Annotated in this window: 12 protein-coding genes; all 12 read left to right on the top strand. The window is 59.4% G+C overall.

Going from position 1 to position 24,608, the window contains the following annotated elements:
• Positions 1 to 44 precede the first annotated feature (44 nt).
• The 12 genes from HG800_RS10875 to HG800_RS10820 all read left to right on the top strand — a co-directional run bounded on the left by HG800_RS10875 (position 45) and on the right by HG800_RS10820 (position 24,565).
• Positions 45 to 1,238: a sialidase family protein gene (locus HG800_RS10875; protein ID WP_169976647.1), complete on the top strand. Its 1,194-nt coding sequence runs from the start codon at positions 45 to 47 to the stop codon at positions 1,236 to 1,238.
• Between the two features lie 72 nt (positions 1,239 to 1,310).
• Positions 1,311 to 3,047: a permease gene (locus HG800_RS10870; RefSeq protein WP_182830362.1), complete on the top strand. Its 1,737-nt coding sequence runs from the start codon at positions 1,311 to 1,313 to the stop codon at positions 3,045 to 3,047.
• Between the two features lie 128 nt (positions 3,048 to 3,175).
• Positions 3,176 to 4,957 carry a phosphoenolpyruvate--protein phosphotransferase gene (ptsP, locus tag HG800_RS10865; RefSeq protein ID WP_235963589.1) on the top strand — a complete coding sequence of 594 codons (1,782 nt, stop codon included), beginning with the start codon at positions 3,176 to 3,178 and terminating at the stop codon, positions 4,955 to 4,957.
• A gap of 1,711 nt (positions 4,958 to 6,668) precedes the next feature.
• A complete protein-coding gene (locus HG800_RS10860) occupies positions 6,669 to 6,857 on the top strand; it encodes a hypothetical protein (RefSeq protein ID WP_169976646.1) in 189 nt (62 codons plus the stop codon).
• Between the two features lie 327 nt (positions 6,858 to 7,184).
• Positions 7,185 to 7,793 carry a hypothetical protein gene (locus tag HG800_RS10855; protein ID WP_169976645.1) on the top strand — a complete coding sequence of 203 codons (609 nt, stop codon included), beginning with the start codon at positions 7,185 to 7,187 and terminating at the stop codon, positions 7,791 to 7,793.
• A 461-nt stretch (positions 7,794 to 8,254) separates the two neighbouring features.
• Positions 8,255 to 12,727, top strand: coding sequence for an outer membrane protein assembly factor BamB family protein (locus HG800_RS10850; protein ID WP_169976644.1), 4,473 nt, complete (start codon positions 8,255 to 8,257; stop codon positions 12,725 to 12,727).
• Positions 12,728 to 12,896: 169 nt separating this feature from the next.
• Positions 12,897 to 13,949 (top strand): AAA family ATPase, encoded by a 1,053-nt coding sequence (locus tag HG800_RS10845; RefSeq protein WP_169976826.1) that lies wholly within the window; start codon positions 12,897 to 12,899, stop codon positions 13,947 to 13,949.
• Positions 13,906 to 14,826: a DUF58 domain-containing protein gene (locus tag HG800_RS10840; RefSeq protein ID WP_315852016.1), complete on the top strand. Its 921-nt coding sequence runs from the start codon at positions 13,906 to 13,908 to the stop codon at positions 14,824 to 14,826. The genes HG800_RS10845 and HG800_RS10840 overlap by 44 nt, the downstream gene beginning before the upstream one ends.
• A 147-nt stretch (positions 14,827 to 14,973) precedes the next feature.
• Entirely contained in the window at positions 14,974 to 17,205 is a 2,232-nt protein-coding gene (locus HG800_RS10835) for a BatA domain-containing protein (RefSeq protein ID WP_315852015.1), read from the top strand.
• Positions 17,206 to 17,265: 60 nt separating this feature from the next.
• Entirely contained in the window at positions 17,266 to 19,689 is a 2,424-nt protein-coding gene (locus tag HG800_RS10830) for a VWA domain-containing protein (RefSeq protein WP_169976643.1), read from the top strand.
• Between the two features lie 64 nt (positions 19,690 to 19,753).
• Positions 19,754 to 23,683, top strand: a complete 3,930-nt coding sequence (locus HG800_RS10825; protein ID WP_169976642.1) for a DUF4175 family protein — start codon at positions 19,754 to 19,756, stop codon at positions 23,681 to 23,683.
• A gap of 3 nt (positions 23,684 to 23,686) precedes the next feature.
• The gene (locus HG800_RS10820; protein WP_169976641.1) at positions 23,687 to 24,565 is read left to right on the top strand and encodes a hypothetical protein; all 879 of its coding nucleotides are present in this window, start codon (positions 23,687 to 23,689) and stop codon (positions 24,563 to 24,565) included.
• Positions 24,566 to 24,608: the final 43 nt, after the last annotated feature.

Below are 24,608 nucleotides of genomic sequence, written 5' to 3'. Positions count from 1 at the left end.
CGGCTCGCCGGTCGAACCCTTCCAACGGCGAAATGCAACGTGCCATGAATCGACGACTCTTGCTGACGCTGACACTGTTCGGGGGAATGGCCTCGACGATTCTTGCTGAGGAACCGTTTCTGGAGTCTCAAGAGGTTTTTGCTCCGGAGCAGATCCACAACCATTCTTCCTGCATCGTTGAATGCGCCGACGGCAGCCTGCTGATGACCTGGTATAGAGGTTCGGGAGAGCGAACCGCCGACGACGTACAGATCTTCGGTGCCCGGAAGCCTGCCGGAGCCGAGTCGTGGGCACCTCGATTCGTCATGGCCGACACTCCGGATTACCCGGATTGCAACCCGATCGTGTTTGTGCCGCCCAATGGCACTCTCTGGCTCTTCTACCCGACGATCCTTGACCATCACTGGGAAGGAGCCTTGCTGAAATATCATGTGAGTGATCGAAGTGAAGGAGAAGGACCGCCTTCGTGGTCGCGAAGCGGTGTGCTACACGTCACCCCGACCGGCTTTGGCGAGGCCTATCAGGCCGCGATGGCGCGAGTCGATGAGCTGGGGCTTCAGGTGAAGCCCGAGCTTGTCGCGCAAATGAATCAACGAGCCAATGACGAACTCTACCAAAGGCTCGGGTGGATGCCTCGTGTTCGGCCGCTGGTGTTGCCTTCGGGGCGTTGGCTGCTGCCGCTGTATACGGATACGTTTTCGGCCTCGATCGTTGGGATCAGTGACGACGAGGGGGCCTCGTGGCAATTCAGCACCCCGATGATCGGCTACGGCAACATCCAGCCGGCTCTGGTCCGACGGAACGATGGGACAATCGTGGCATTTATGAGGAACAATGGACCGGGTGAGTCGGTCTGCGTGAGCCAATCCGTTGACGAGGGCGAAACGTGGTCGCCCGTTGAGCGATCGGATATTCCCAACCCCGGCACGAGTGTTGATGCGATCCGACTCGAAAGCGGACGATGGGCGCTCGTCTATAACGACACGGTCAGGGGGAGGCACTCTCTGGCAATCGCGTTGTCGGAGGACGAAGGCAAATCGTGGTCCTACACACGTCATCTCGCCGTGGACCCGGACCAGATGCAAGCGTTTCACTATCCGACGGTCTTGCAGGCCAAAGACGGCTCGATCCACGTCAGCTACACGCATGGACGACGGCCAGAAGGGTCGACGATTGTGCATGCCCGGTTGAACGAAGCGTGGATCATGGAGGGGGATGCTGTGCAAGAGGCGCCTTGATTCATGCCCGACGGGCAGTGATGCGTCCGCGAAAACTCAACGATCGTCTGATCCGATTGGAGACCGACCCCTGTGGACGATGCTGCCGCGCCGAGTCGAGGAGGCCGAAGTTACGCGTGGGCGACTCGAGGAGACGTCAACGCCTTCTTCGGCCTGATGCTGGACAACGTCAGTGGGCTGATCATTACAACCTCACTGCTTGTGGGGGTGTTCGGGTTCCCGACTGAATTTGTGTTGACCCGGATGATTCCCGGCACCGCCCTGGGGGTGCTGGTGGGAGACCTGGTGTTCACCGCGATGGCCTTCCGGTTGGCACGTCGAACGGGTCGATCGGACGTCACAGCAATGCCGCTCGGACTCGACACGCCAAGCATTTTCGGGACGAGTCTCCTGATCGTCGGGCCGGCATTTCTTATGGCCCGCGATCGAGGGATGGAGGTCTTCCAGGCGGCGGAACATGCATGGTTCATCGGGATCAGCATGCTCCTGGCCTCGGGACTTTTTAAAACCCTTTGCGCTCCGATGAGTGGTTGGATCCGGAGGGTCGTACCAAGAGCTGGCCTGCTGGGATCGTTGATGGCGATTGCACTCGTGGTCATCAGCTTTTTGCCATTGTTAAAAATTCTGGGAGACCCGATTCCGGGATTGGTGGCGCTGGCTGTGATCCTGGTCTCGTTGACGGCTCGATGGCAGTTACCGTGGAACGTTCCGGGGGCGCTGGGCGCAGTGGTGGTCGGCTGTGTCGTCTACTACGGAATGCGATTGGCTGAAGGTCTGCTCGGCCTACCAACACCGGTGGGCGGTTCGGGCGAGATTTTCCCTGCGATCCCTGCCGGGTTGCCGCTTCCGATGGGAGCCTGGTGGACCTGGTTCCAGTTGAACTGGGCCGAGGCGATGAGCTTTCTTGCAATTGCCTTGCCCCTCGCGCTGGCCACGGTTGTCGGAGGGATTGATTGCACTGAGAGCGCCGCTGCGGCAGGAGATGACTATCCGACCGGGCAGATTATCTTCGTCGAAGGGCTTGCGACTCTGCTGGCTGGGGGGTTTGGCGGGGTGATCCAGACGACGCCCTACATTGGCCATCCGGCTTACAAGGCGATGGGAGGCCGGGCGGCCTATACCCTGGCCACGGCGTTGTTCATTGGTGCGGCGGGGATGCTCGGCTATTTCGTCTGGATTTTCCGGCTTCTTCCGGAAGTGGTGGTGGCCCCGATTCTGATCTTTATCGGACTGGAGATCACGGCGCAATCGTTCATCGCGACGCCAAGGCGTCATTATCCGGCGTTGGCTTTGGCAGTGGTGCCGGCCCTAGCGTATCTGGTGAACCTGTTGCTCAAGGACGTGCTCTTCGATCCGGCACTTGCAGAGGCGGGAGTCGGGTTCGGTGCGTTGAAGGAATCTGCCAGGCAAACGGTCGGCACGGTGTCCATGCTCGCGGGAGGATTCATCTTAACCAGCCTCTTGTGGGCCACAGCGTTGGCACGACTGATTGACGGTCGGCTCCGGTCGGCGTCCTCGACGTTTCTGATCGCGGGGGTCCTCTCCTTGTTTGGGGTGATCCATTCGCCTCTGGTTTCCGAAAAGGTCATGCTTCCGAACCAGGCAATCGAGGCGATGAGGTCACAAGAACGGTACGAGGCCTCTCGAATGCAGACTCCCTATCACTGGGCGAGTGCTTACGCGGGAATCGCACTGGTCCTGGCCGTGATTGGCCGTTTTGGACGTCCTCCCCAGTCGAAAGACCCCCATGATTCTCTCGAACCGACCGAAGCAACAAAAACGAGTGTGATCAAGAATTCGAGGCAGTAAGACTCGCCCCACCGACCTTTTTCCGACACAATAGAGGCATTGCGATTCCAGACGTGCTCGTCGTAGATCGGTTGTCTTGACGGTCGAGAGCTTTCTCACTGGAAGGCCACTGATCGGAATTGCCTGGCATGCTTGTCGGTGATCTGATGTACAAAGGAATTGCAGTCAGCCCGGGCGTAGTGGTCGGGGTCGCGTACTGCCTGGAAGGCCCGATGGGGCAATCCGAGGTGCAGCGACTGGCTGACGAATCCTTCATTCCCGACGAACTTGCCCGCTTTGACAACGCCTTGAAACGGGCGTCGGAAGAGCTGGAAGGCATGGTCGCCAAGGTTGCCCAGCAGCTCGGAAGCGACGAGGCCGATATCTTTCGGTCGCACTACCAGATGGTCCGCGATCCCTCACTGGTGGCCAAGGTTCATGAAGGGATTTGTGGAGCCCAGCTGACAGCATCCTCGGCCTTGCAGTCCGTGCTCAAGGAGTATGCGTCGATCTTCGCCCGGAGCGGTCAGGAACTGTTCCAGGAGAGAATGACGGATCTTCGGGACGTCTTTGCGAGGATCACAGCGCACTTGAACGTCAGTTCAAGCGCGACGGCCGCGATTGACCTGCTCGGGCATGAGGAACCGATCGTCCTGGTCACGCATGAGATTCTGCCGAGCCAGGCGATCAGCCTCGGAGAAATGCCTATCAATGGGATCGTGACCGAAGTGGGTGGTGGCACGAGCCATGCCGCAATTCTGTCTCGAAGCCGGGGGATTCCAGCCGTTTCTGGTGCGGCCGGGATCATTGCCGAGGCGAAAACGGGGGACCCCATTGTCGTCGATGGTCGGGATGGCATCGTGGTGCTGCGGCCTGACCCGGAAACCCTGGCCGCCTACCGCAAGATGCAGCGTGATTTTTTCGAGCTGAAGGATCGGCTCGTAATCAACCGAGATCAGCCGGCCTGCCTTTCTGATGGGACGCTGATTGAATTGCTGGCCAATGTGAACACGGTTGCCGATGCGACCACGGCTTCCGCCGTAGGAGCCTCAGGGGTCGGACTATATCGGACCGAGTATCTTTTTCTGACCCATCCGGACGTGCCGGATGAAGATGAACAGTATGAGAATTACCGCAGCGTGATCGAAGCGGCTCCTGATCGCACGGCCACGATCAGAACACTAGATCTCGGGGGAGACAAGACCGTTCCTTATCTCGGTCGCCAGCATGAAGCGAATCCGTTCATGGGATGGCGATCAATCCGACTCTCGTTTGAACATCCCAAATTCTTCGAGGTTCAGATCAGGGCGATTCTTCGAGCGGCCCTGCACGGCAAGGTCAGTATTCTCTTCCCGATGATCACAACCCTTGAGGAACTTCGGCATGTCAACCGCCTGGTTGATGAAGCACGCCGGAATCTGAAACGGGCTGGCATTCCCTTCGGAGAAGATGTGAAGACCGGGGTGATGATCGAAGTTCCGGCAGCAGCAATGTGTATCGACGCCCTGCTGCAAGAGACCGATTTCATCTCGATTGGCTCGAATGACCTGATCCAGTATCTCGTTGCGGCTGATCGCGACAATCCGAAGGTCGCCCACCTCTGCGATCCGCTTAGTCCCGCCGTATTGCGCATGCTTCGCATGATCTTCGAGGCCTGCCGACGTACCGGAACGCCTGTCACGCTCTGTGGTGAAATGGCAGGCCAACCCCGATCAGTCCTCGTGCTGCTTGGGCTGGGCCTCAGGAGATTCAGTATGAGCCCGGCGTTCGTTCCAACGATCAAGGCGTTACTGTCCTCAGTGTCCACACCCCAGGCGGAACGATTTGCTCATCAGGTATTACAGCTCAAAACACGTGAACAGATTCGACGCTATCTGACTGACCGACTTCACGAAATTTCCAGAGATCTGGAACTGTTTGACTTTACCTAGGTCGATAGCGTGTCCGGCAGAGAGTGAGTCGACCGAGAAGACGAATCTGGACCCGTCGGCTTCGATTGCGTTGTGATCGGAGGAGTGATACCCTTGCCTCCAAAGACGATGATTTCGATCACCGAGGGGGCATCGAGACCATCCGCTCCGCTCGTCATTCCCTCCCGACAGCCCAGAATCACGACGACGTCGAGCGACGTGTTCCTCACGACCAGACCATGATGTCTGGAACGCTTGACTCGTGGTGCCTTCGATTGATCCTCGATCCTGCAGCGTATGTCTTGAAGTACGGGGCGTCTCCGAATGTCCAAACGTCCGAACGTCCAGGAAATTCTCGCAAGGGTCCGAGCGGCCGGACCTGGCTCTTCCAAGCAGGATTCGGACTCCGAACCACCCGCGCCCGTGATCGATCAGGAGCCGCCCCGAATTGCTCCAGCCTCGCCCTTTCCAAATGCTCCAGCAACGCCCGAAGGGTCTGAGCCTCCGATTTCTCCGGACTCCCGAGGAGCGTCACGCCGCCTCTCCTTGCAGGAAAAGCTTGCCGCGGCGCGCAATCGCCCGGCAGAGGCCGGACAGAGTGCAGGATCCAATCCATCGAGTGGGGCGGGGGAGGCGGAACGTACTCTAGAGGCAACGGCCCCTGTCCCCGCTTCGGAGTCTGAGTCGTCGCCTCCGGTCGCGTCAGGCAAACTTCTGAGCCTTCAGGAGAAACTGGCCGCAGCCAGAGGACGGCCAGCGTCGGGACCGGCGAATCCTTTGCCCAAGGCCAAGATGGAATCCTTGACGGCCGACAGATCAACAGACCGGAATCTAGAGGTCAACGCCCGGGAGCTTCTTCCACTTGAGGAAGTCTCCAAGCCCCGAGAACTGGCCGAGTTACTCCGGCAGTCGGTTGCGAATCGAGCCGAGTCAGAGTACCGGGCCTCGGCGACTGCAGAGAGGGCTGCAGACGGGGCTCCGTCGATCGCTTCGTCTCAGAGCAGATCAACCGAGCAACACAATCAGGTTGGGAGAGAACTGCTCGGGGGGCTAGTGGCGTCGAATCGAGCACGGTGGGTGCTGGGAGTTGCCGTCCTGGTGTTTGTGGTCGGAACGATCGGGGCCTTCATCTCTTCTCGAATTGGCTCAAACGCGTTGAGTGATGGCTCGGAGATGATCAAGGTTGGCCTCCCCACCGAATTTGAACTGAATTCGGTGGTCGAGGTGAGCGAAGCTTCCCAGCCATTCTGGGTGGTCAGGTCGACCGCGTACGATGGACTCGACACGATTTATGCCCTTCAGGGGACCTGCTCGGGCTCTGGAGGTCTCGCACTCTGGTCTCCTGAGATGCAAACCTTTCAGTGTGAACGAACTGCGAGCCGTTACGCGATCTCGGGGCTTTTGGTGGAGGGTCAGGGGGATGGTGCGATGACACGTTTTCGAGTGGTGTTGACCGAGGATGGTCAGGTCGCTGTGGACCCGAGCCAAACGTTCCTTGAGGAGCTTGGTGAGTGGACCAATCCGCAGAGTTTCATTCGGATCCCATCGGAAGGAGCATCCGGTCACTCATCTGCTGACCCAGTGGTCAGGCCTCGGGACGAGGATTCGTGACCGAACCTCCCCGGAGGAGAGAGAGCACCTCTGGAGTCTGAACCGAGGTCGGTTGGCAAACTCTTCCCTGACATCTGCTCAGGTGGCACCAAGGTATCTGGTTCCCTTACGGAGCATGTTGATGAGACAAATGAGAAGCGATGGATTTTCCCGAGCCATGCGGTTCGTGGTGTTGCTGGCTCTGACGCCCCTGGTCGGCTGTGGGGAGACTCAGCCGGATCTTGGTGGTGCGGTGGTGGTTCCCGAACCGGGCACGACGGCTTCTGCAGACGCTGGAGGAGGCGACGCACTACTTGAAACCGTGGAGTGACGAGACGCGTCTCTTCCGACCGGGAGGTCGACCTTCGATCGCACCTTCTCCTCCCCAGTGGTGGCGCACGGACGGATGATCTGCTAGGATGAAGCCGTCCGTTTCCTGCCAGACCATTCCCTCCTGGATTTCCTACCGCGAGGACCTTTCCTGATGCGAAGTGAATTCTTGACGGCGCGACGCCTTGTTGTTCTGGGCCTTGGCCTCTGTGTTTCGCTTGGACTTCACGGGGCCGCCCTGGGCCAATACGGCACCCTCAAGGGACAGGTCGTCTGGGATGGACCCCAGATTCCCCAGCTAGAGCCAAAGGTCAAGGCGGGGGAAAACGTGAAGGATGCGCAGGTGTGCGCGGCCGAACCGATTCCCGACGATAGCCTGGTCGTCGACTCGTCCAGCAAGGGAATTCGGTACTGCCTTGTGTATCTGGCTCGCCCCAAGGGCACGAATCCGGAACTGGTCAAGCAGTTGCTCGAATCTGAACCTCAGGTGGTGGTCGACCAGCAGTCGTGTCGTTTTGTTCCGCATGTTGCCGCCATGTATGAAAAGCAGCAAATGCTGTTCAAATCAAGTGATCCCGTGGCTCACAACGTCCGCCTGGCAGGCTTCAACAACAACTTGAATATCATGCTTCCGGCAAACGGCGAACTGCCTCGAGCTCTAAATGCGGAACGGCGTCCGATGCCGGTTGCGTGTGATATCCACCCCTGGATGCAGGGGTATTTGATGGTGTTCGACCATCCATTTTTTGCTGTGACGGACGAGCAAGGAAACTTCGAAATTGAAGGGATCCCCGCGGGGACGCAGAACGTCGTCATCTGGCACGAGAAGGTTGGCTATGTGACCGCAGGCGCAGCCAGAGGCCAGGAAGTGACGATTTCCGCCGGAAAAGAAACGACCCTCAGTCCGGTGAAGATTGCCCCCAGCCAGGTTAAGTGAGACGGTCGCAATCGGAGGTCTGGTCCGATTGAGACGGAAGGTGATTCCATGTCGGATCGGCTAGACCTCCTGTCTTCGGAACGTCGGGACGCTCGGTTCATGACTTCGGCAATCGAGTTCGATTGCTCATCTGCGCAGCGATCCTGCTAAATTCGAGGGCGAGAATTGGGAAAGGTGGGCTTGTCGGCTGCTAGCCGACGCCCATATCCTAAAGGAAGGAAGAAGGCACGTAACTTGCGTGGAGGGTCTTCCTCAATAAGTTCGTCAGAGTCATGCAGGCTCGTCAGCGACGACCCAAGGTCAGGGTCAGCAACTTGAAGCAGAAGGCACGCGACGTCGGTTCCGATCTCGAGCCATCCAGGATCGAGTGCGTCAGGGTCAGATCTCGGAGAACGCTTCGATCACCCCTTAGTGGGGGGACCGCTGGAACGCTCGACCGGCAAATCACGGAAGGAGCGCCGATGTATTCCCATGCGCCAGGCCTCAGTGCCCTTTTCCGACTCTCGCGTGTTCGATTTCCCGCGACGCTGATTCTCTCGGTCGTTTCGATTGGAATTCTCCCTGCTCAGGGAGTTCAGCGTCTTGCCTCCACCATTTATCCGGAAACGAGTAGCGCGGCAGAAGCCTTGCTCAAGACTGCGGCGTCCCACGTCCGTCAGCAGCAATGGGACTCGGCGGTTGAACTCTATCAGCGAGCGATTCAGCAGTTTCCCGAGGCGCTGACCCTGGCCGAGTCACTCGACGGAGGCGCGGATCAGGAAGAGCCGGGGGTCGCTGTCTTTGTCAATGTCAGCGAATATGCTCAACGCCGGATTGCGTTGCTTCCGCCCGAAGCGCTGCAACTGTATCGAAACCGGGTTGATGCCCAGGCACGACACCTGTTTGAGCAAGGACGCGACCAGTTCGATCCCATTCCGTTGCGACGCGTGGTCGACGCATTCTTCAGTAGCTCGTTCGGTGACGATGCGACGGAGTTGCTTGCAGATCTGGCGTTCCAAGAGGGGCGGTTTGATGAGGCGTTGGGGCTTTACCGCCGGCTGATCCCCCCAAGTGATGCCGCCCAGACGGGGTCCATTTATCCTGATCCCGACATCGACATTGCCAGGGTTGCCGCGAAGCTCATTCTCTGCAACGAAGCGATCGGTCAGCGTTCGGGCAACGCAGATCTGCAATCGTTTGAGGAATCGTACCCGGATGCGACCGGTGAGCTGGCAGGACGCCGAGGCAATTACGCCGAAATCGTGACCTCGGCTCTGGAGCAGGATCAACTGCGGCTTCCCACATCGCTCGATTCCCGATGGCCGACCTTCGCCGGTGCTTCCTCACGGTCGAAAGCGTTGACCGAGCCGGTCGATCCAGGAGCCCTGGTTTGGTCGATTCCGTTACGAACGCCGTTCGACTCCAGTGCCAATCTGGCTGCGAGTCCTCGACGTTTTGGTCAGGATTTCGGCATGCCGGAGGATGATTTTCCGTCCTTTTTCCCGGTACTGGAAGGAGACGAGGTCTTTCTTACGGACGGTCACTCAGTCCTTGGTTACCCCCTGGAAGGGAGTCCCGAGGGGATTGCAGTGCCCGCTCCGTCCTGGCGAGCCGCTCCTCCTCCGTCAGCCCCCTCCGCTGCTCAGCCGACGTTTGGTATTGAACGCCACACGTTGACAGTCTTCGATGGTCGGATTTACGCAAGACTTGGGCCTTATGGAGCAGCATTTCAGGGGCGAAACATGTCGACGGCCCCACCGACGGCAATCATTGCCCTGGATCGTTCCCGACCCGATTCCCCTCTCTGGATTCAGACCGCAGATCAGGTGATGGCCGGTCCCGGCCAGGAGAATCAAGGGGCATTGACTGGTCAGGTAGCGTTTGGCGGTGCCCCCATTGTTGATGAACACGGGGTCTACGTCGCCCTGTTGAAGCCAGGAACCCAGGCGCTCACCTGGGTCGCCTGTCTTGATCCCGATTCGGGTCAGACCCGTTGGGTTCGGTACGTTTGCTCAGGAACCTCGGCCAGTTTCAGTCGGGTTCCTGGGGCTCGGAATCGGGGCATGATTGTTAACCCGGAACTTGGTCATCGGCTTCTGACGCTCGGTGGCTCAACGATCTACTATCAGACCGATCTGGGAGCTCTTGCATCGATCGACGCCCAATCGGGTCGGATCAACTGGCTCGCCTCGTATCCGAGACGCATGGCCGGCGTGACGGGGCTGGCAACGCCGGTGACGCATAATCCCGCGATCGTGCATGGAAACACGGTGATCGTCGCCCCGGAGGACACCGACCGAGTGCTTGCGTTTGATCGCTCAAGCGGCCTACTGGTCTGGGAGAGCAATCCGGGTGGTCGTGTGACTCATCTGCTCGGCGTCGCGTCAGGGAATCTGGTCGTGACAGGCAATCATGTCTGGACGATTGACATTGAAGATGGCAGCATCCGATCGCGATGGCCCGAAGGGCAGACTCTGGAACAAGGATACGGACGCGGTTTGCTGGCGGGGGGCGAAATCTACTGGCCGACCCGAGACACCCTCTACATCCTTGATCAGATGACCGGTAGACCGACCGATCGGCCGCCGATTGCATTACGGGAGTCATTTGGGTGTGGGGGAGGCAATCTTGTCGCCGGAGACGGGTATCTGCTGATTGCTGAACGGGATCATCTCAGGGTCTTTTGCAAACCAACCCGGATGCTCCGATATTATCGGGAACGAATCGCCGAGGAACCTAAGAAACCAGATCTCTACTATCGCCTGGCTCGCACCGCAGAGGCACTCGGTCATGACCAGGAAGCGCTGGATAGTCTGGATCGGGTGGTGGAGTTGGCGAGTCCCTCAGATCGAATCGACGGCCGTCGGCTCCTCGATGCGACTCGTGCCGAACGATTCAAGATTTTTCTGAAGCTTGCGACAGAGTCTCTCAGTCAGGGTGATCCGCGGTCGGCTTCCGAGCGGTTGGAACAGGCGATTGCGACAGCACCAGGGGATCAGGCTCGGATTGAAGCCGAACTGGCGTTGGCCGATGCCCGGCATGAGATGGGAGATTCGGCCGGCGCGGTTGAGGTGTTGCAAACCGCATTGAGCCGTCCCGAGGTTCGTCAGATCGACCTTCCTGCAGATGAACATCGAAGCCTTCGGGCAGAACTGCTGTTGGTCGATCGTTTGCGATGGCTCATTCAGGAATCTGGGCCAGAACGTTATGCCCGATTCGAGGCCGAAGCGTCCGAGTTGTTTCGAAAGGGGCGAGCGAACGACGACCTTCGACAGCTTGAGGAAGTCGTACTTCGTTATCCGGCCTCCCGGCATGTTCCCGACGCGCTTGAAGCAATTGGAACACTCTCCGAACAGCGCGGGGACTGGTCAGAAGCGGCCCGAGCCTATCATCAGCTTCTTGTTTCCGCCTCAGAGGACAGCCAACGGGCACGTGGTCTCCTTGGGATTGCTCGCTGCTACGAGGCGATTGATCTGAACACCGAGGCTCGGGAGGCATATTTGCTGGCGGATTCGCGTTACGGATCGCTGAAAGTCGAGCTCTCGGGCACGGTTTCTTCGATCGATTCGTACGTGAACGATCGACTGGCGTCGAAGGAGGAACTGCTGAGGATGCGAACTCAGGTGATCGAACCTCCGCTCGGTCCACTCGATCCGTTCTTCTGGCCTTCGGAATTTGCTCCGTTGCCGATCGACGACCCTACCACTCGACCGCTCTTTGGGGATGATTGGCCGGATGTATTGATGGGTCAGGGTCAGTTACAAGGAATTGATCCTGAGACAGGGAAGTCGGTCTGGGAGTGGGAACTGGTTGCTCGTCCGTCGTGGTCAGGCATTGCCGGGGGACACCTGATTCTCGCGACCTCTGACCAGATTGTTGGTTTCGACCTGATCGCGGGGAAGCCGCTTTGGGACGTTCATTCGCAGGATGGGGAACTCGCCTTTGGTCCTCCCCCGCCTCAAATGCGAGCGGAGGCGAATCGTCGGGAAGCTCCGTCCTCATCCGGATTCCAAGGGTTTCGGCTCCACGGTGATCGTCTGTATTTTCTCCGAGGCGACCGTGAATTGGTTTGCCTCGACCCGATCGCAGGGCGTCCGCTTTGGACCTATCGCACCTCGGCAATCTCCATGGATTCACACCTTGGCCTGGGGCTTTCACGAGTTGTGATCCAGTCGCGAATGCCCAACGCGATGATCGTTCTTGATGCGAGGGACGGCCGGACGCTCGGAATGTTCCCGCAAGAAGAATCGGCCGGTCCGTGGCGACGTGATCCCCATGCGGTGGCCCTGGATCGTGTGGCGATCGTGCCTGATGGGTCCTCGGTGGTCTTGATGGATCTCGAAAGCGGCCAGGCCATCTGGGAGGCCCGGGAGCCGTCTCCTTTACCTTCTTCGCCGCGGCCATCACCCAGCGATCCCCTGGTCCTGGGCGATTTCGAGCGATTGCTCGTGCTTCGCGGTGAGACGCTTCAGCGGCTTGATCCGACGAACGGCAAAGTGCTTTGGTCTACGAAGCTGGGACGATTTCGATCGGATCGTCGGAACGAGTCGATCGTCCTTGGGAGTGACGCAGTCTACGTGATGGGACAAAAGGGACCTGGCCTGAGTGTTTCTGCGCTGTCGTTGCGGGATGGCGAACGCAACTGGGGTGTCTCGCTTCCCGGTGACTTGAACGAGACTTGGGGCCTTGAATTGACCGCCGACTGTGTGCTTGTCTATCGTCTCGGCGACGGCACGCCGGGTACGACCTCCAACACTCCCGTAGTGCTCAACCTCCTGGGTCGAGCATCCGGCCAGCGGGTTCAGCGGCTGGTTGTCGATGGAGCCGGAGCGGGTCGTACGGTTCGACTCCATTCCGACGGAATCAGTGTGGCTGGAGACTTGGGCATGGTACGACTTTCGGGATGGAAACCACAGGAACCTCAGGCGACCTTGCGTGACCTGTCTGCACCTTGAGTCCAGTCTTTGTTTTCAAGTTCGCCCCCAGATGGGTCGCGTTGTGTTAGGATCGGCCTTTCGGTTCGTCGGCTGGCCTTGCTCCTGAAAACCCCGCAACCTTCTCACTTGTTCTGCCCCGACCCGCTTGACGGAGGTCCCCGTGTCTGATTCCGAGAATCCGCAGCCGATGCCGCACGAGGATCTCGCTGCAGTCGAGCGCCTCACGGACGCGTTCCAAAAGCTCCGCTCGGAGATGGGTAAGATCATCGTCGGCCAGCAGGATGTGCTGGAAGAGCTCTTGATTGCCATCTTCGCCCGGGGTCACTGTCTGCTCATTGGGGTTCCTGGTCTGGCCAAGACCCTGATGATCCACACCCTGGCCGACGCCCTGAACCTGAGCTTTAATCGCATTCAGTTCACCCCCGACCTGATGCCCTCGGACATTACCGGGACCGAGGTGATTCAGGAAGACAAGGCGACGGGTGTCCGTCAGTTCAAATTTCTTCGAGGACCGATCTTCGCGAACCTGATTCTGGCGGACGAGATCAACCGAACTCCGCCGAAGACTCAGGCGGCCTTGCTTGAAGCCATGCAGGAGCGTCAAGCGACCGTGGGCGGAGAGCGGCATCGCTTGCCCGATCCGTTTTTCGTGTTGGCCACGCAAAACCCAATCGAGCAGGAAGGGACCTACCCGCTTCCCGAGGCGCAGCTTGACCGATTCATGCTCAACATTTTGGTCGATTATCCGACCGAGGACGAGGAGCTTGAGGTTGTCCGTGTGACGACATCAGCCAAGCCCCCGTCAGTGGACAAGGTGCTTTCGGGAGCCGACATCCTGGAGATGCAGCAAATTGTCCGCAAGGTCCCCGTGGCCGATCACGTGGGACGATACGCGGTGAGGCTTGCCCGTTTGACCCGTCCGACCCAGGCCGATTCGCCACAGTTTGTCCGTGATTTCGTGAGCTGGGGAGCGGGCCCTCGGGCCAGTCAGTATCTCGTTTTGGCGGGTAAAGCCCGCGCGGTCTTGATGGGGCGGCCTTACGTCTCAATCGAGGACATCCGGGCCGTTGCTGGGCCGGTGCTGCGGCACCGCATTGTCACCAACTTCAATGCCGAGGCGGAAGGACTCCGACCGGACGACGTGATCGCCCGGCTGGTCACGTCGCTCTCGGCCGACCCGAGCGAGGCGTCCGAGAGTGGTCGAGTACCAAAACTATTTAAATCCGCAGACGCTAGCTAACGTCGAGGGGCTCGGGCTTCAGGCCCGCCTGATCGTCGAAGGCTATGTCGCCGGGATGCACAAGAGTCCCTATCACGGATTCTCGGTCGAGTTCTCGCAGCACCGCGAGTACGCTCCCGGTGACGATGTGCGCCACATCGACTGGAAAGTCTGGTCGAAGACCGACAAGTACTACCTGAAGCAGTACGAGGAGGAGACCAACCTTCTGACGTATCTGCTCATCGACGCCAGCGCCTCGATGGGGTATGCCTCGGAAGGCAATGTGTCGAAACTCCGCTATGGGCAGTACATCGCCTCAGCCCTGTCCTACCTGGTCTTGCAGCAGCAGGACTCGGTGGGTCTGGCTGTGTTCGATGACCGCATCCGGCGCTACGTACGCCCGTCGGGGCAGCCGTCTCATCTGAAGGAATTGATCCGGGTCATGGACGGCGAGGCGGCCAGGGAACGGACCGGTCTTGGGCCTGTACTTCACGAGATGGCCGAGCGGATCGGTCGACGAGGAATCGTGGTTCTCATCAGTGACCTGCTCGACGGAGACGCCCCCGAACTGCTCGGTGGGTTGAAGCATTTCCGCCATCGGGGTCATGAGGTGGTCGTCTTCCACGTGCTTGACCCGGCCGAGGTTGAGTTTCCGTTCCGACAAGTAACGAAGTTCAAAGGCCTTGAGGTGCCCGAAGAACTACTGACCGATCCCGCAGCCCTGCGAGACGGTTATCTGGCTGAGCTCTCGGCGTTTACCGATGCGGTGCGTAAAGGGTGTCGACTGGCCGATATCGACTACGTACCCCTCCGAACTGATCAGCCACTCGATACGGCATTGACCGGCTATCTGGCCACTCGATCCGCCCGGACCCGCAAAGGACCCCGACGGGTTTGACCGACGAGACTACCCTGTCCGGAGGCTGGCCCGGTCCGTAGGATGACATGAACCGTGAAGGGCGTTGATTCAAACCTTTCGAGCCACATGCTTCTGCCCGATCCGTAATCGATTCCGCTGAACCAACTTCGACCCGGGACGACCGTTGTGACGAGCCTTCCGCTTCTCGCCATTGGGTTCGCCAACCCCTTCTTGCTTTGGGGGCTTGCGGCAGCCGCCGTACCGCTACTCCTCCACTTGCTGAACCGTCGGCGATACCGGGAAGAGTCGTGGGCGGCCATGCGATTTCTGCTGGCCGCGATCCGTAAGAACCAGCGCCGGATTCGTCTGGAACACTGGCTCTTACTTGCCGTTCGAACCCTCCTGGTCGTCTGTGTGGTTCTGGCGCTGGCCCAGCCGTTTCTGGAGTCAATTGGTGCAGTGCCGCTGCTGGCAGGGAAACGAACGCACCGTGTCCTAGTCCTCGACGGCACGATGAGCATGACCCACACCTCGGCCGAGCGGTCGAGATTCTCCCGAGCCACGGAGTATGCCGACGCGTACATCCAAGGGGCACGCAATGGTGACGCCATCAGCGTTCTCATGCTCGGGAATCCGCCGAAGGTGGTCATCGGCGCTCCCTCTCCGAATCATGCGGAGGTTCGCGAGGAACTCAAACAGCTCCAGCCAACTCACGGCAAAGGTGATCTCGACGCCACATTTACGAAACTCCGAGAGGTCCTGGCGACTTCCGATATTCCTCAGAAGGAAGTGCTCTTTCTCAGCGACTTGCAAGCCGCCACCTGGCAGGTCGATCCAGAATGGGAAAACGCCCTGAAGCGAAACGTGGCCGCATTGGAAGAGGATCGAGCCAACTGTGTCGTCGTTGACCTGGGAGACACTGGCCGATCGAACCGAGCAGTCATCGACTTGAAGCTCGATGCTCCGATCGTCGTGCGAGACGGGCCTCCGGTAGTCATCACGGCTCGACTGGCGAACTTCGGTTCGGAGGTTGAAACGGGTGTCCGCGCCCAGTTGGTCATTGATGGCCGTCTCGGTCCGGAACGGCGGGTTGATCTCCCGCCCGGCCAGGATGTTCCCGTGGCTTTCTCGTATCGATTCGAGGATCCCGGCGACCATGTGGTTGAAGTCAGGCTCGACGAAGATCGACTCGCGGTCGACGACGTTCGGCGACTGACCGTGCCGGTTCGAGACTCGCTGGAAGTCTTGCTCGTCAATGGCGACTACAACCCGGAACCGTTCCAGTCGGAAACGGATTACCTTGCACAGGCGCTGAGCCCTTCCGAAGGGTCCGATCGAACCCCCTCGCCCATCGGAGTCGAGGTCGTCACCGAGTCGCAACTGACCCGCCGCGACTTGGAGCGTTACGATGTGATCTTCCTCTGCAACGTGGCTCGCTTTAGCCGAGGAGAGATTGAAGCGATCGACCGGTTCCTGCGTCGAGGAGGCGGCCTGGTTCTCTTCGGTGGAGATCGGCTCCAGGCGGACGAGTATAACGCGAACCTTTTCGCAGGAATTCCGGGCTCGGAAACCTTCGAAGGTCCCGGGTTCTTGCCGGCTCGCATTGGGGACGTTGTTTCCTCAGGCGATGAGATCAGCGAGCAACTTGCGGGTGCACCGGAGTTCGATCCGCTTGACTTTGACCACCCGATCGTCGCGATCTATCAAGGAGCGGCCGCTCAGGTGGTCTCCGGCCTGACGGCCGTGCGTTCCTGGCGATCGCACGATTTACTGGTGCCCGAGGGCTCAACAGCCCGCAGGGTGATGGATTTTACGGATGGCCGGCCGGCGATGCTTACGATGCGTCGTCATCGCGGGACCGTCGTCCAGGTTGCCACCACGGCTGACGATGACTGGACCACCTGGCCGTTGCACCCGAGCTATCCGCCAGTGCTGGAGCAGATGACATACTTCGCGGCCTCGGGTCGGATGGCTCAACGTAACGTTGCGGTTGGCCAGGGCCTTGATCAGGCAATTGATACAAATTCGCTCAACGCGGTGGCCTCGGTGCTTCGTCCCGATGGCCGGGAAGAACCGGGTCGGCTCGCAGATGAGGGTGATGGCGCGCGGTTCCTTTTCGAAGGAACAGACCTATCCGGAGTGTACTTGGCTCGGGTCGGACCTCCGGTGGCTCAAGAATTGACCTTCGCAGTCAACCCGGACCCGGTCGAAAGTGACCTGTCTCGGGTGGATGCCTCGACCCTCTCGGTCCTGTTTCCCCGCTGGACCTTTTCGAGCTGGGACGGTGGGCCGGTCGACCGGTCCGAGGCCGCGGCGGTTGGCCGTCGTGGGGAGTTGCATCGAGGACTCTTGATCACGGTTCTCGGGCTGCTCCTGGGAGAATCAACCCTGGCCTGGTGGCTCGGGCGCCGCCGTTAAATGGATCGAATCGCACGGGACACACCGTGACCGAACGTGCCGAAGGAAGGCAAAGGGACGATGGAATCGCTGCTTCGCAACCTGGCGCTTCAGATGGGTGCCTCTCCGGCCGCTCCCGGAGAGGAACTGACGCCATTGCTTCGCTTTGAACGTCCCTGGTCGCAGGGCCTTTTGCTCCTGGTACTGCTGCTCGGCACGTTCCTGATCGTACGGCTTTACCTGAGCGAGCGTGGGGGCTCGATCCTCTATCGACTTGGTCTGGCCAGCCTTCGCATCAGTTTGCTTCTGCTGACGATGTTTCTGATCGCCGAGGCAGTGTTGGTGGTTGAGCGGGTGGATCTGCCTTACCTGGTCATCATGGCGGACGACTCGGCGAGCATGGCTCGTGAAGACCAGTATGCCGACCCCGAAATCGTCGAACGCGCTGGGCAACTTGCCGCAGAGACCGAACAAGCCGATGTCAGCCGATTCTCGCTCGTGCGATCCTGGCTCGGCCGGGAGAATGGGGCACTGCTCGAGTCGCTTCAGGATCAGCATCGGGTCCGACTCTATTTGATGGCCGGGTCAGCCCGAGAGCTGGCTGAGGTTGATCATCCCGAAGATGTTAAAGCGGCCCTTGCAGCGGTCGACGGGGTCCAGGCGACCGGCGAGCAATCGTTACTGGGCACGGGGGTTCGCCAGGTATTGACAGAACTTCGGGGGGCACCACCTACGGCGATCGTGGTCCTGACCGATGGTCAGTCGACACGAGGGGAGTCGCTTTCGGATGTCGCTCCACTGGCGGCTCGAAAAGGGGTTCCCATCTTTACCATCGGGGTGGGGGATGACACGCCTCCGCGAGACCTCGCTGTGACGGATCTCGTGGTCGATGATGTGGTCTTTGTCGGCGATTCCGTCCGGTTCGATGCCAAGCTCTCGTCCCGAGGATTCGAAGGCTTGCCAATTACTATTCGGCTGTTCGAGACTCCTCCGGACTCGGGGGATGATGCTCTTGCCAGTGGTCGAGAGGTGGCCTCAGTGCAGGTAGAAGCCCCGGCCGATGGTCAGGCTGTCCCGTTCGAGGTCGTTTATCTGCCACAGGAAACCGGACGGTTTGATTATGTCGTAGTTGCCGAGGCACAGCCTCGAGAAGACGGGGTCGAAAATAATCGCCTTCGACGCACGATCGCCGTCAGGGAAGACAAGATCAAGGTCCTTCTAGTCGATGGACAGCCACGATACGAATATCGATATCTCAAGACCTTTCTGGAACGCCGACCCGAGTCGATCGAACTCCATGTGGTGCTGCAAACAGCCGACCCCGAGTACAGCGCTCAGGACATTGTGGCGTTGCCGAACTTTCCGACGGCGACGGAGGGAGACGATGGCCTCTTTAGCTACGACGTGGTGATTCTAGGGGATGCCGATCCACTTTACTTCAGCGCTTCACAACTCCAGTTGCTCGCGGATTTCGTTACAGAAGAAGGGGGCGGGCTCGTTTTCGCATCGGGAGAGTTTTTTAACCCGATTTCGTATCAGGGGACGCCTTTGGAGCCGTTGATCCCCGTACAATTGACAGGAGCTCGAAATCCCTTTCAGGGGGGAGATTCGGTTCAACCGTTTCGGATGAACCTTACCGCCGACGGCCGCGCGAGTCCCATTTTCCGGCTCGCAGACGAAGAAGCCGTGAGCGTGGAAATTTGGGAAAACCTTCCGCTTCATTACTGGTTCTTGGAGTCTCCTCGGAAGCAACCGGCTGCCTTCGTCCTGGCCGAGCATCCCTCGGCGGTCGGAGCAGACGGTCCCGTGCCGCTGGTGGCCTATCAGTTTGTCGGGGCAGGTAAGTCACTATACTTCGGGTTGGACGACACCTGGCGCTGGCGGATCGGAACCGCAGACCGCTACTTCGGACGATTTTGGGTGCAGACCATCCGCTTCATGGCTCGCTCTCGTCTGAGCCGAGACCGCCCGGCAGAACTGGCCACCGATCGATCAATCTATCAATCGGATCAGCCGGTTCTCGTGCGTGCTCGGTTCCTGAGCGCCGGCCTTGCCCCTCGATCGGGAGAGGTCGCGGTCGAGATTGAGCGAGGAGACCGCCCACCCGAACGCCTGGTTCTCCGATCGACGGGGGACTCGGCCGACTCGTTTGAGGGCATTCTCTCCAATCCGGTGCCTGGGGACTATCGCGTTCGACTGCTCCCTCCGCCAGTGCTGGAGGGGGAAATCCCAACAGCCGAATTCCGAATCGAGCCTCCGGCCGATGAACGCGATCGTGTTCAGCTCAACAAGGCCGAACTCATTCGGGCCGCGTCCCTCTCGGGGGGAGAGTACCGTTCAATCCTTGAGGCCGAAAATCTCCTCGATGACCTTCCACCGGCACGCAAGATCCCGCTCGACACAGACCCACCCATTCCACTCTGGAACGACTGGCGTGTGCTGTCCCTGTTTCTGGGTCTGTTGACCACGGAATGGGTCTTGCGTAAGCGTAAACAAATGATATGAGTATCACACGAAACGGTTCAGGACTTCTGGAACGGAACGTTCTCCACGTGAGAGGAGCGGCGAGATGATGGAAACGCTCGATCACCGAATCGCCGGGCTCCGAGGTCGCCTCCGACGGGTCCTCATTTTGAGGGGCCTGTGCTGGACGATCTTTGCCGCAGTCATGGCCTTCATCACGCTGACCTGGATCGACTGGTTTGTGCCTCTCACGTGGAACGTTCGGGTGGTCACGCTTGTCGTCGCAGGGGTCGTCGTGGCGCTGGTCGCATGGCGAGAACTCATCCGTCCGTTGCTGTTCCCGTTCGATGATCTCCGGCTCGCATTGCTGATTGAACGTCGATGGCCGCATCTCAACGATCGCCTTTCAAGCACCATTGAATTTCTCAAGGCCAGAGGCGCTTCTGATGCCGCCGATGGTCGTTACGGGTCTGAGGCGCTTCGGGAACTCACCATCACTCAGGCGATGGGAGACATTGAGAGTCTTGATTTTCAGGCCATCCTTGACCCGAGGCCAATGCGGTTGGCTGGGTCGCTTGCAGGCTGGGCCGTGGCTGTGCTTCTCCTCGAAACATTCATCGCACCAGAATTTCAGTCGATTGCTGCCCGACGTTTCTTGCTCGATGAGGTTGCCTGGCCCAAGCGAACCGAACTGGAAATCGCAGAAACTCCGACCAAACTCGCCCGGGGTATGCCGTTCGAACTGACCGCCCAGGCGGGTGTCGGTCGAGAACTTCCCGTGGTGCCTCCTCGGGCATGGTTTGAGGTATTGAGTCATGTCGCCCCTCCATTGAAGCTCTTCGACAGCGCGCTCCGAGGCCGCCCTCCCGGATCGGCGCGGATCATCTACCGATTCGAAGATGGCGAGACGATCAACTCGGCTCTTCGACCGGATGAGCAAGGTACGTTTCACGGTCGTCTCGATGCGGTCAATCAGTCGTTTCGGTTCTATGTCACTGCGGGAGACGATACCACCGATTGGGTGAATGTGGCCGTGGTCCCACCTCCCTCGCTCGATGAGGTTCAGGTTCAACTTGTGCCTCCGGCATACACCCGGCCATTCGCCACCGATGCGGAGCGAGAGGCCGCCGTGGAAACGCTTGCCTCCGACCAAACCCAGATCCGAGCACTTGAGGGCTCGGTCATTCAGTTCAATGCTCGGGCCAACAAGCCATTAAGCTCCGCTCGCTTGATGCTTCATGACGAGCCAACTGAGATCCCGGTTTCCATGCAGGAGGATGGCGCTCGATTGCTGGCCTCGATTGATGCAGAAGGAACTGGATCTTTCTGGTTCTCGCTCCGCGATCAGAACGGCTTCTCCAACCCCGAGGCGACGCGTTACGAACTCCGGACGATCACAGATACACCACCGCTTGCCTTGATTGTCGAACCACAATTTGATGTCTCTGTTCCGGTCACGGCGACCGTTCCTCTTCGAATCAGGGCAGAGGATGACTACGGACTTCAACTGGTTCGCCTGCTCTACACGGTCACCAAGCCTGAATCGGCTGAGGCTGAGGACCATGTTGTGCCCCTCTGGACAGCAGAAGCGTCGATCGACGGAGGCCGTTCGCTTTCCCAAGAAGTGGAGCATCGACTTGAGCTTGCGCCCTTGAACGTGACTCCTGGTTCGATCATCTCGGTTTCTGGAGAGGCCCGAGACTTCTACAGCAGCCCCGAGGACGAAGGGCCGCACCTGACCCGGAGCCGATTGGTACGAATCCGGGTGATTTCCGAGGAGGAGTATCGAGGACAACTGGATGATCGTCGGCGAGAGATCCGAGAAGAAATCGAACGGATCTTTGAGATGCAAAAACTCGCCATGCCTCCCGTCCGCGAGGCAATCAATGAACTCGATGCTGCCGGTCAGATTGAGCAAGAGACCGGCGATCGGCTCCGAGAAGCGTCCGTCATGCAGCGACAGGTTGGCGGGCGGCTCGATGAGTCGGGTAACGGTCTGGGTGACCGCATCCAGCGCTTCCTGGACGATATGGAAAACTCCCGGATGTCCGACCCGGAGGTCGCCGATCAAATGCAGCAGATGAAAGCGGCTGTCGATCGGATTCGAGCCGAGCATCTTCGTCCGGCCGAGCAGGGAATCTCTCGGGCAATCCGCGATCTTGAGCCGCAGTTCGAAGGCCAGCGACGTGGCGGTGAACCGGGAGCAGAGTCCGGTGATGCCGAACCGGATGCTCGGAGAGGTGAACAAGCTCCCGCCGGTCAGGCCGATGGCGCGGTTGCCGGAGAAACCGCTCCAATCGAGCCGTCCGAACCTTCTGCTCCCGCCGCGGAGGGAGCGCCGCAACCCTCCAACCCAGGCGATCCCGGCGAGTCTGATTCACGCCAATCGCTCGATGAGTCTCGGCAAAGTCAGCAGGCGATTGCCCAAGAACTCGAAGGGATGCTTCAGGGTCTCAGCGAATTTGAAACGCTCCGAGGAGTGACTCGCGAGGCCGAGCGGCTCCTTAATGATCAGGATTCCGTAAAGAAAGAAACCGAGCAACGAGCCACCGATCCCTCGTTGATGGGCAAGACGCCTGACCAATTGAACGCGGAACAAAAGGCCGACCTTCAGAATCTGTCCGATCGTCAACGCGATGTCTCTCGGGAACTTCAGGATCTCAGCAATCGGATGAATGAGCTGACCGAGGGATTGGCCGAAAGCGATCCACTTGCGGCTGAGGCGATGAAGGAGGCCCTTCAACAGCTTCAACGCGAAGGCACTGCGGCCGAACTCGGCCAGGCGGCTGATCAGATCGGCCGAAACCAGATGGGGCCAGCAGGTCAGGCTCAAGACAAGGGGCGCGAGGCCATGCAAGACCTCGTCGATGCCCTAAAGAACCGTCGTGAAAATGATCTGGAACGGTTGCTCAAACAACTTCAAGAAACCCGATCGGAACTGGCTCAAGCTCAACGCCGTCAGGAGGATCTCCTCGAACGGACCCGCCAAGCTCAGGGGCAAAAAGGCCAGCAGGGGGGCAATCCCCAAGGGGGTCAGCAGCCCGGCGGAGAAGAAGCTCAAGGGGGCCAACAAGCCGGAGGAGAGCAGGGGGGTGAGGCGGATCGCGCCCGCCTTCAGGAACTTGCGAAGGAGCAGGAGCAACTGGAGCAAGAGCTCCGCCGTCAGTTGCAAAAGCTTCGGAAACTTCGAGCCGATCAGGCCGCCCGGGCCGGTTCAAGAGCTGCATCTCGCATGGGGAACGCCGGCCAGAACCTTGATGAAGGTGATGGCGAAGCCGCCATCCGCAATGAGGAAGACGCGCTCAAAGACCTCGAACAGGCGATTGCCGATACTGATCAGGCAATTCAGGAGGCCCAGGATCGCCTCCTGATGGAGCAATTTGCGAAGATTCGCGACCAACTTCGCGCGTACAATGATCGTCAGAAGCGATTGCTCGAAGAAACTGAAGCGTTTGAAGCACGTCGACGGGCGGGCGGCGGACGACTCTCCCGGGCCGACAGCTTCGATGTCCGCAACCTTGGTCGTGCCCAGGCTGGCTTAAAGGACGAAACAGCCTCCCTGGCTGAACGCCTGGATGGTGCCCCGGTCTTCAAGCTCTCCCTGGAACGAGCGATCGCTCGGATGGTAGAGGCCGCGGAGAACCTTGGCGAGATTGACACGGGTTCTGAGACGCAACGAGCCGAGGAAGATGCCAGTCGCTGGCTCGAACGGCTGGTTGCCTCGCTTGATCCGCCCAATGAGGAGGATCAAGAGCAGGGCGGCCAACAGCAGCAACAAGGCGGCGGTCAGGGGCAACCCGGCCAGGGAAATCAGGGGGACGGCATTCCTGCGGAGGCTCAGATTCGCATGCTCAAAGCCATGCAGGAAGACATCAATCTCCGCACCCTGGAATTGGACGAACTCAAGCAACGTGATGAACCACTGTCGGAGGCTCAGGAACAGGAGTTCGTTCGTTTGGAAGAAGATCAGCACACGATCGCCGACCTGCTTCGTGACCTTATTCGTCCCCGGCGGCCCGACGGACTGGAGGATTGACCCATGCCCGCGACTCGATTCCTAATTCTGACGCTGGCCCTGGTCCTCGGGGGCGGCCTGACGGCATCGGCCCAGGATGATGCCCTCGATCGCCTGCTGGACGAGATTCAGCAAGGCACGAAACCCTCTGAAAAGGCCAAGTCAGACGTGAAGGGGGCGAGTGACGAGGACAAGAAATCGACTCCCACGCCTCTCGGGGACGATGAGGCCGATGTTGACAAGCTGCTCGAAGGTCTCATCGGTCCACGATCTGATCGACCCGACGCCGACGGCCAGGCTCCGTCGGACCTGGGACTCGACGCAATGCCCGACCGACCCGACCGCCTTCGGGATGAGGCCCGAGGTGAGCTCGATCGCGAAGAACAGGCATTCGATGATTATCTTCGACGACTCCTCGGTCGAATCGATCCGCCAAAGGATGAAGACCAGCGTCAGCAGGCGTCCAAAGAAGGTGGTCCCCTTTCGGAAACCATGGAGAAGATGCGAGAGGTCGAGAAACGCCTTTCCGAACTCGATACCGGGGGTCAGACCCGGGAACAGCAGGAACAGATTGTCCGCGACTTCGACGAACTCCTCCGTCGTATCCGACAGCAGCAACAACAACAGCAACGGCAACAACAGCAGACCGAGATGGCGGGTCAGCAACCGCAAGACCAAGGGCAAGATCAGAACGGCGAGAACAACGGCGAACAAACCGGCGCTCCCCCCAAAACTCCCGAACAGAATCCCGCGCTCGTCAACGCCAAGGATTCGTGGGGCCATCTTCAGGATTCGCTCCGAGAGGTCATGGGGAACGTCAGCCGCATGATGCCGCTGGATCAACGTCGCGAGCTCATTGAGCGATATTTTCTGTCGGTGGCCAAGAAGGGCGTGGAACGGTAATTTTCGCCACGGGACCGTTGATTTTCGAATAATTCCGGAGTTC

It is taken from the genome of Tautonia rosea (assembly GCF_012958305.1).
GTDB lineage: Bacteria > Planctomycetota > Planctomycetia > Isosphaerales > Isosphaeraceae > Tautonia > Tautonia rosea.
The sequence above is the reverse complement of the archived record's forward strand: the minus strand, read 5'-3'. Positions and strand labels throughout refer to the sequence as shown.

What these genes read in the sequence shown, in the direction of transcription:
- HG800_RS10875 (WP_169976647.1), top strand. Translation starts at nt 45, where the DNA reads ATGAATCGACGACTCTTGCTGACGCTGACACTGTTCGGGGGAATGGCC.
- ptsP (WP_235963589.1), top strand. Translation starts at nt 3,176, where the DNA reads ATGCTTGTCGGTGATCTGATGTACAAAGGAATTGCAGTCAGCCCGGGC.
- HG800_RS10860 (WP_169976646.1), top strand. Translation starts at nt 6,669, where the DNA reads ATGAGACAAATGAGAAGCGATGGATTTTCCCGAGCCATGCGGTTCGTG.
- HG800_RS10850 (WP_169976644.1), top strand. Translation starts at nt 8,255, where the DNA reads ATGTATTCCCATGCGCCAGGCCTCAGTGCCCTTTTCCGACTCTCGCGT.
- HG800_RS10845 (WP_169976826.1), top strand. Translation starts at nt 12,897, where the DNA reads ATGCCGCACGAGGATCTCGCTGCAGTCGAGCGCCTCACGGACGCGTTC.
- HG800_RS10830 (WP_169976643.1), top strand. Translation starts at nt 17,266, where the DNA reads ATGGAATCGCTGCTTCGCAACCTGGCGCTTCAGATGGGTGCCTCTCCG.
- HG800_RS10825 (WP_169976642.1), top strand. Translation starts at nt 19,754, where the DNA reads ATGATGGAAACGCTCGATCACCGAATCGCCGGGCTCCGAGGTCGCCTC.
- HG800_RS10820 (WP_169976641.1), top strand. Translation starts at nt 23,687, where the DNA reads ATGCCCGCGACTCGATTCCTAATTCTGACGCTGGCCCTGGTCCTCGGG.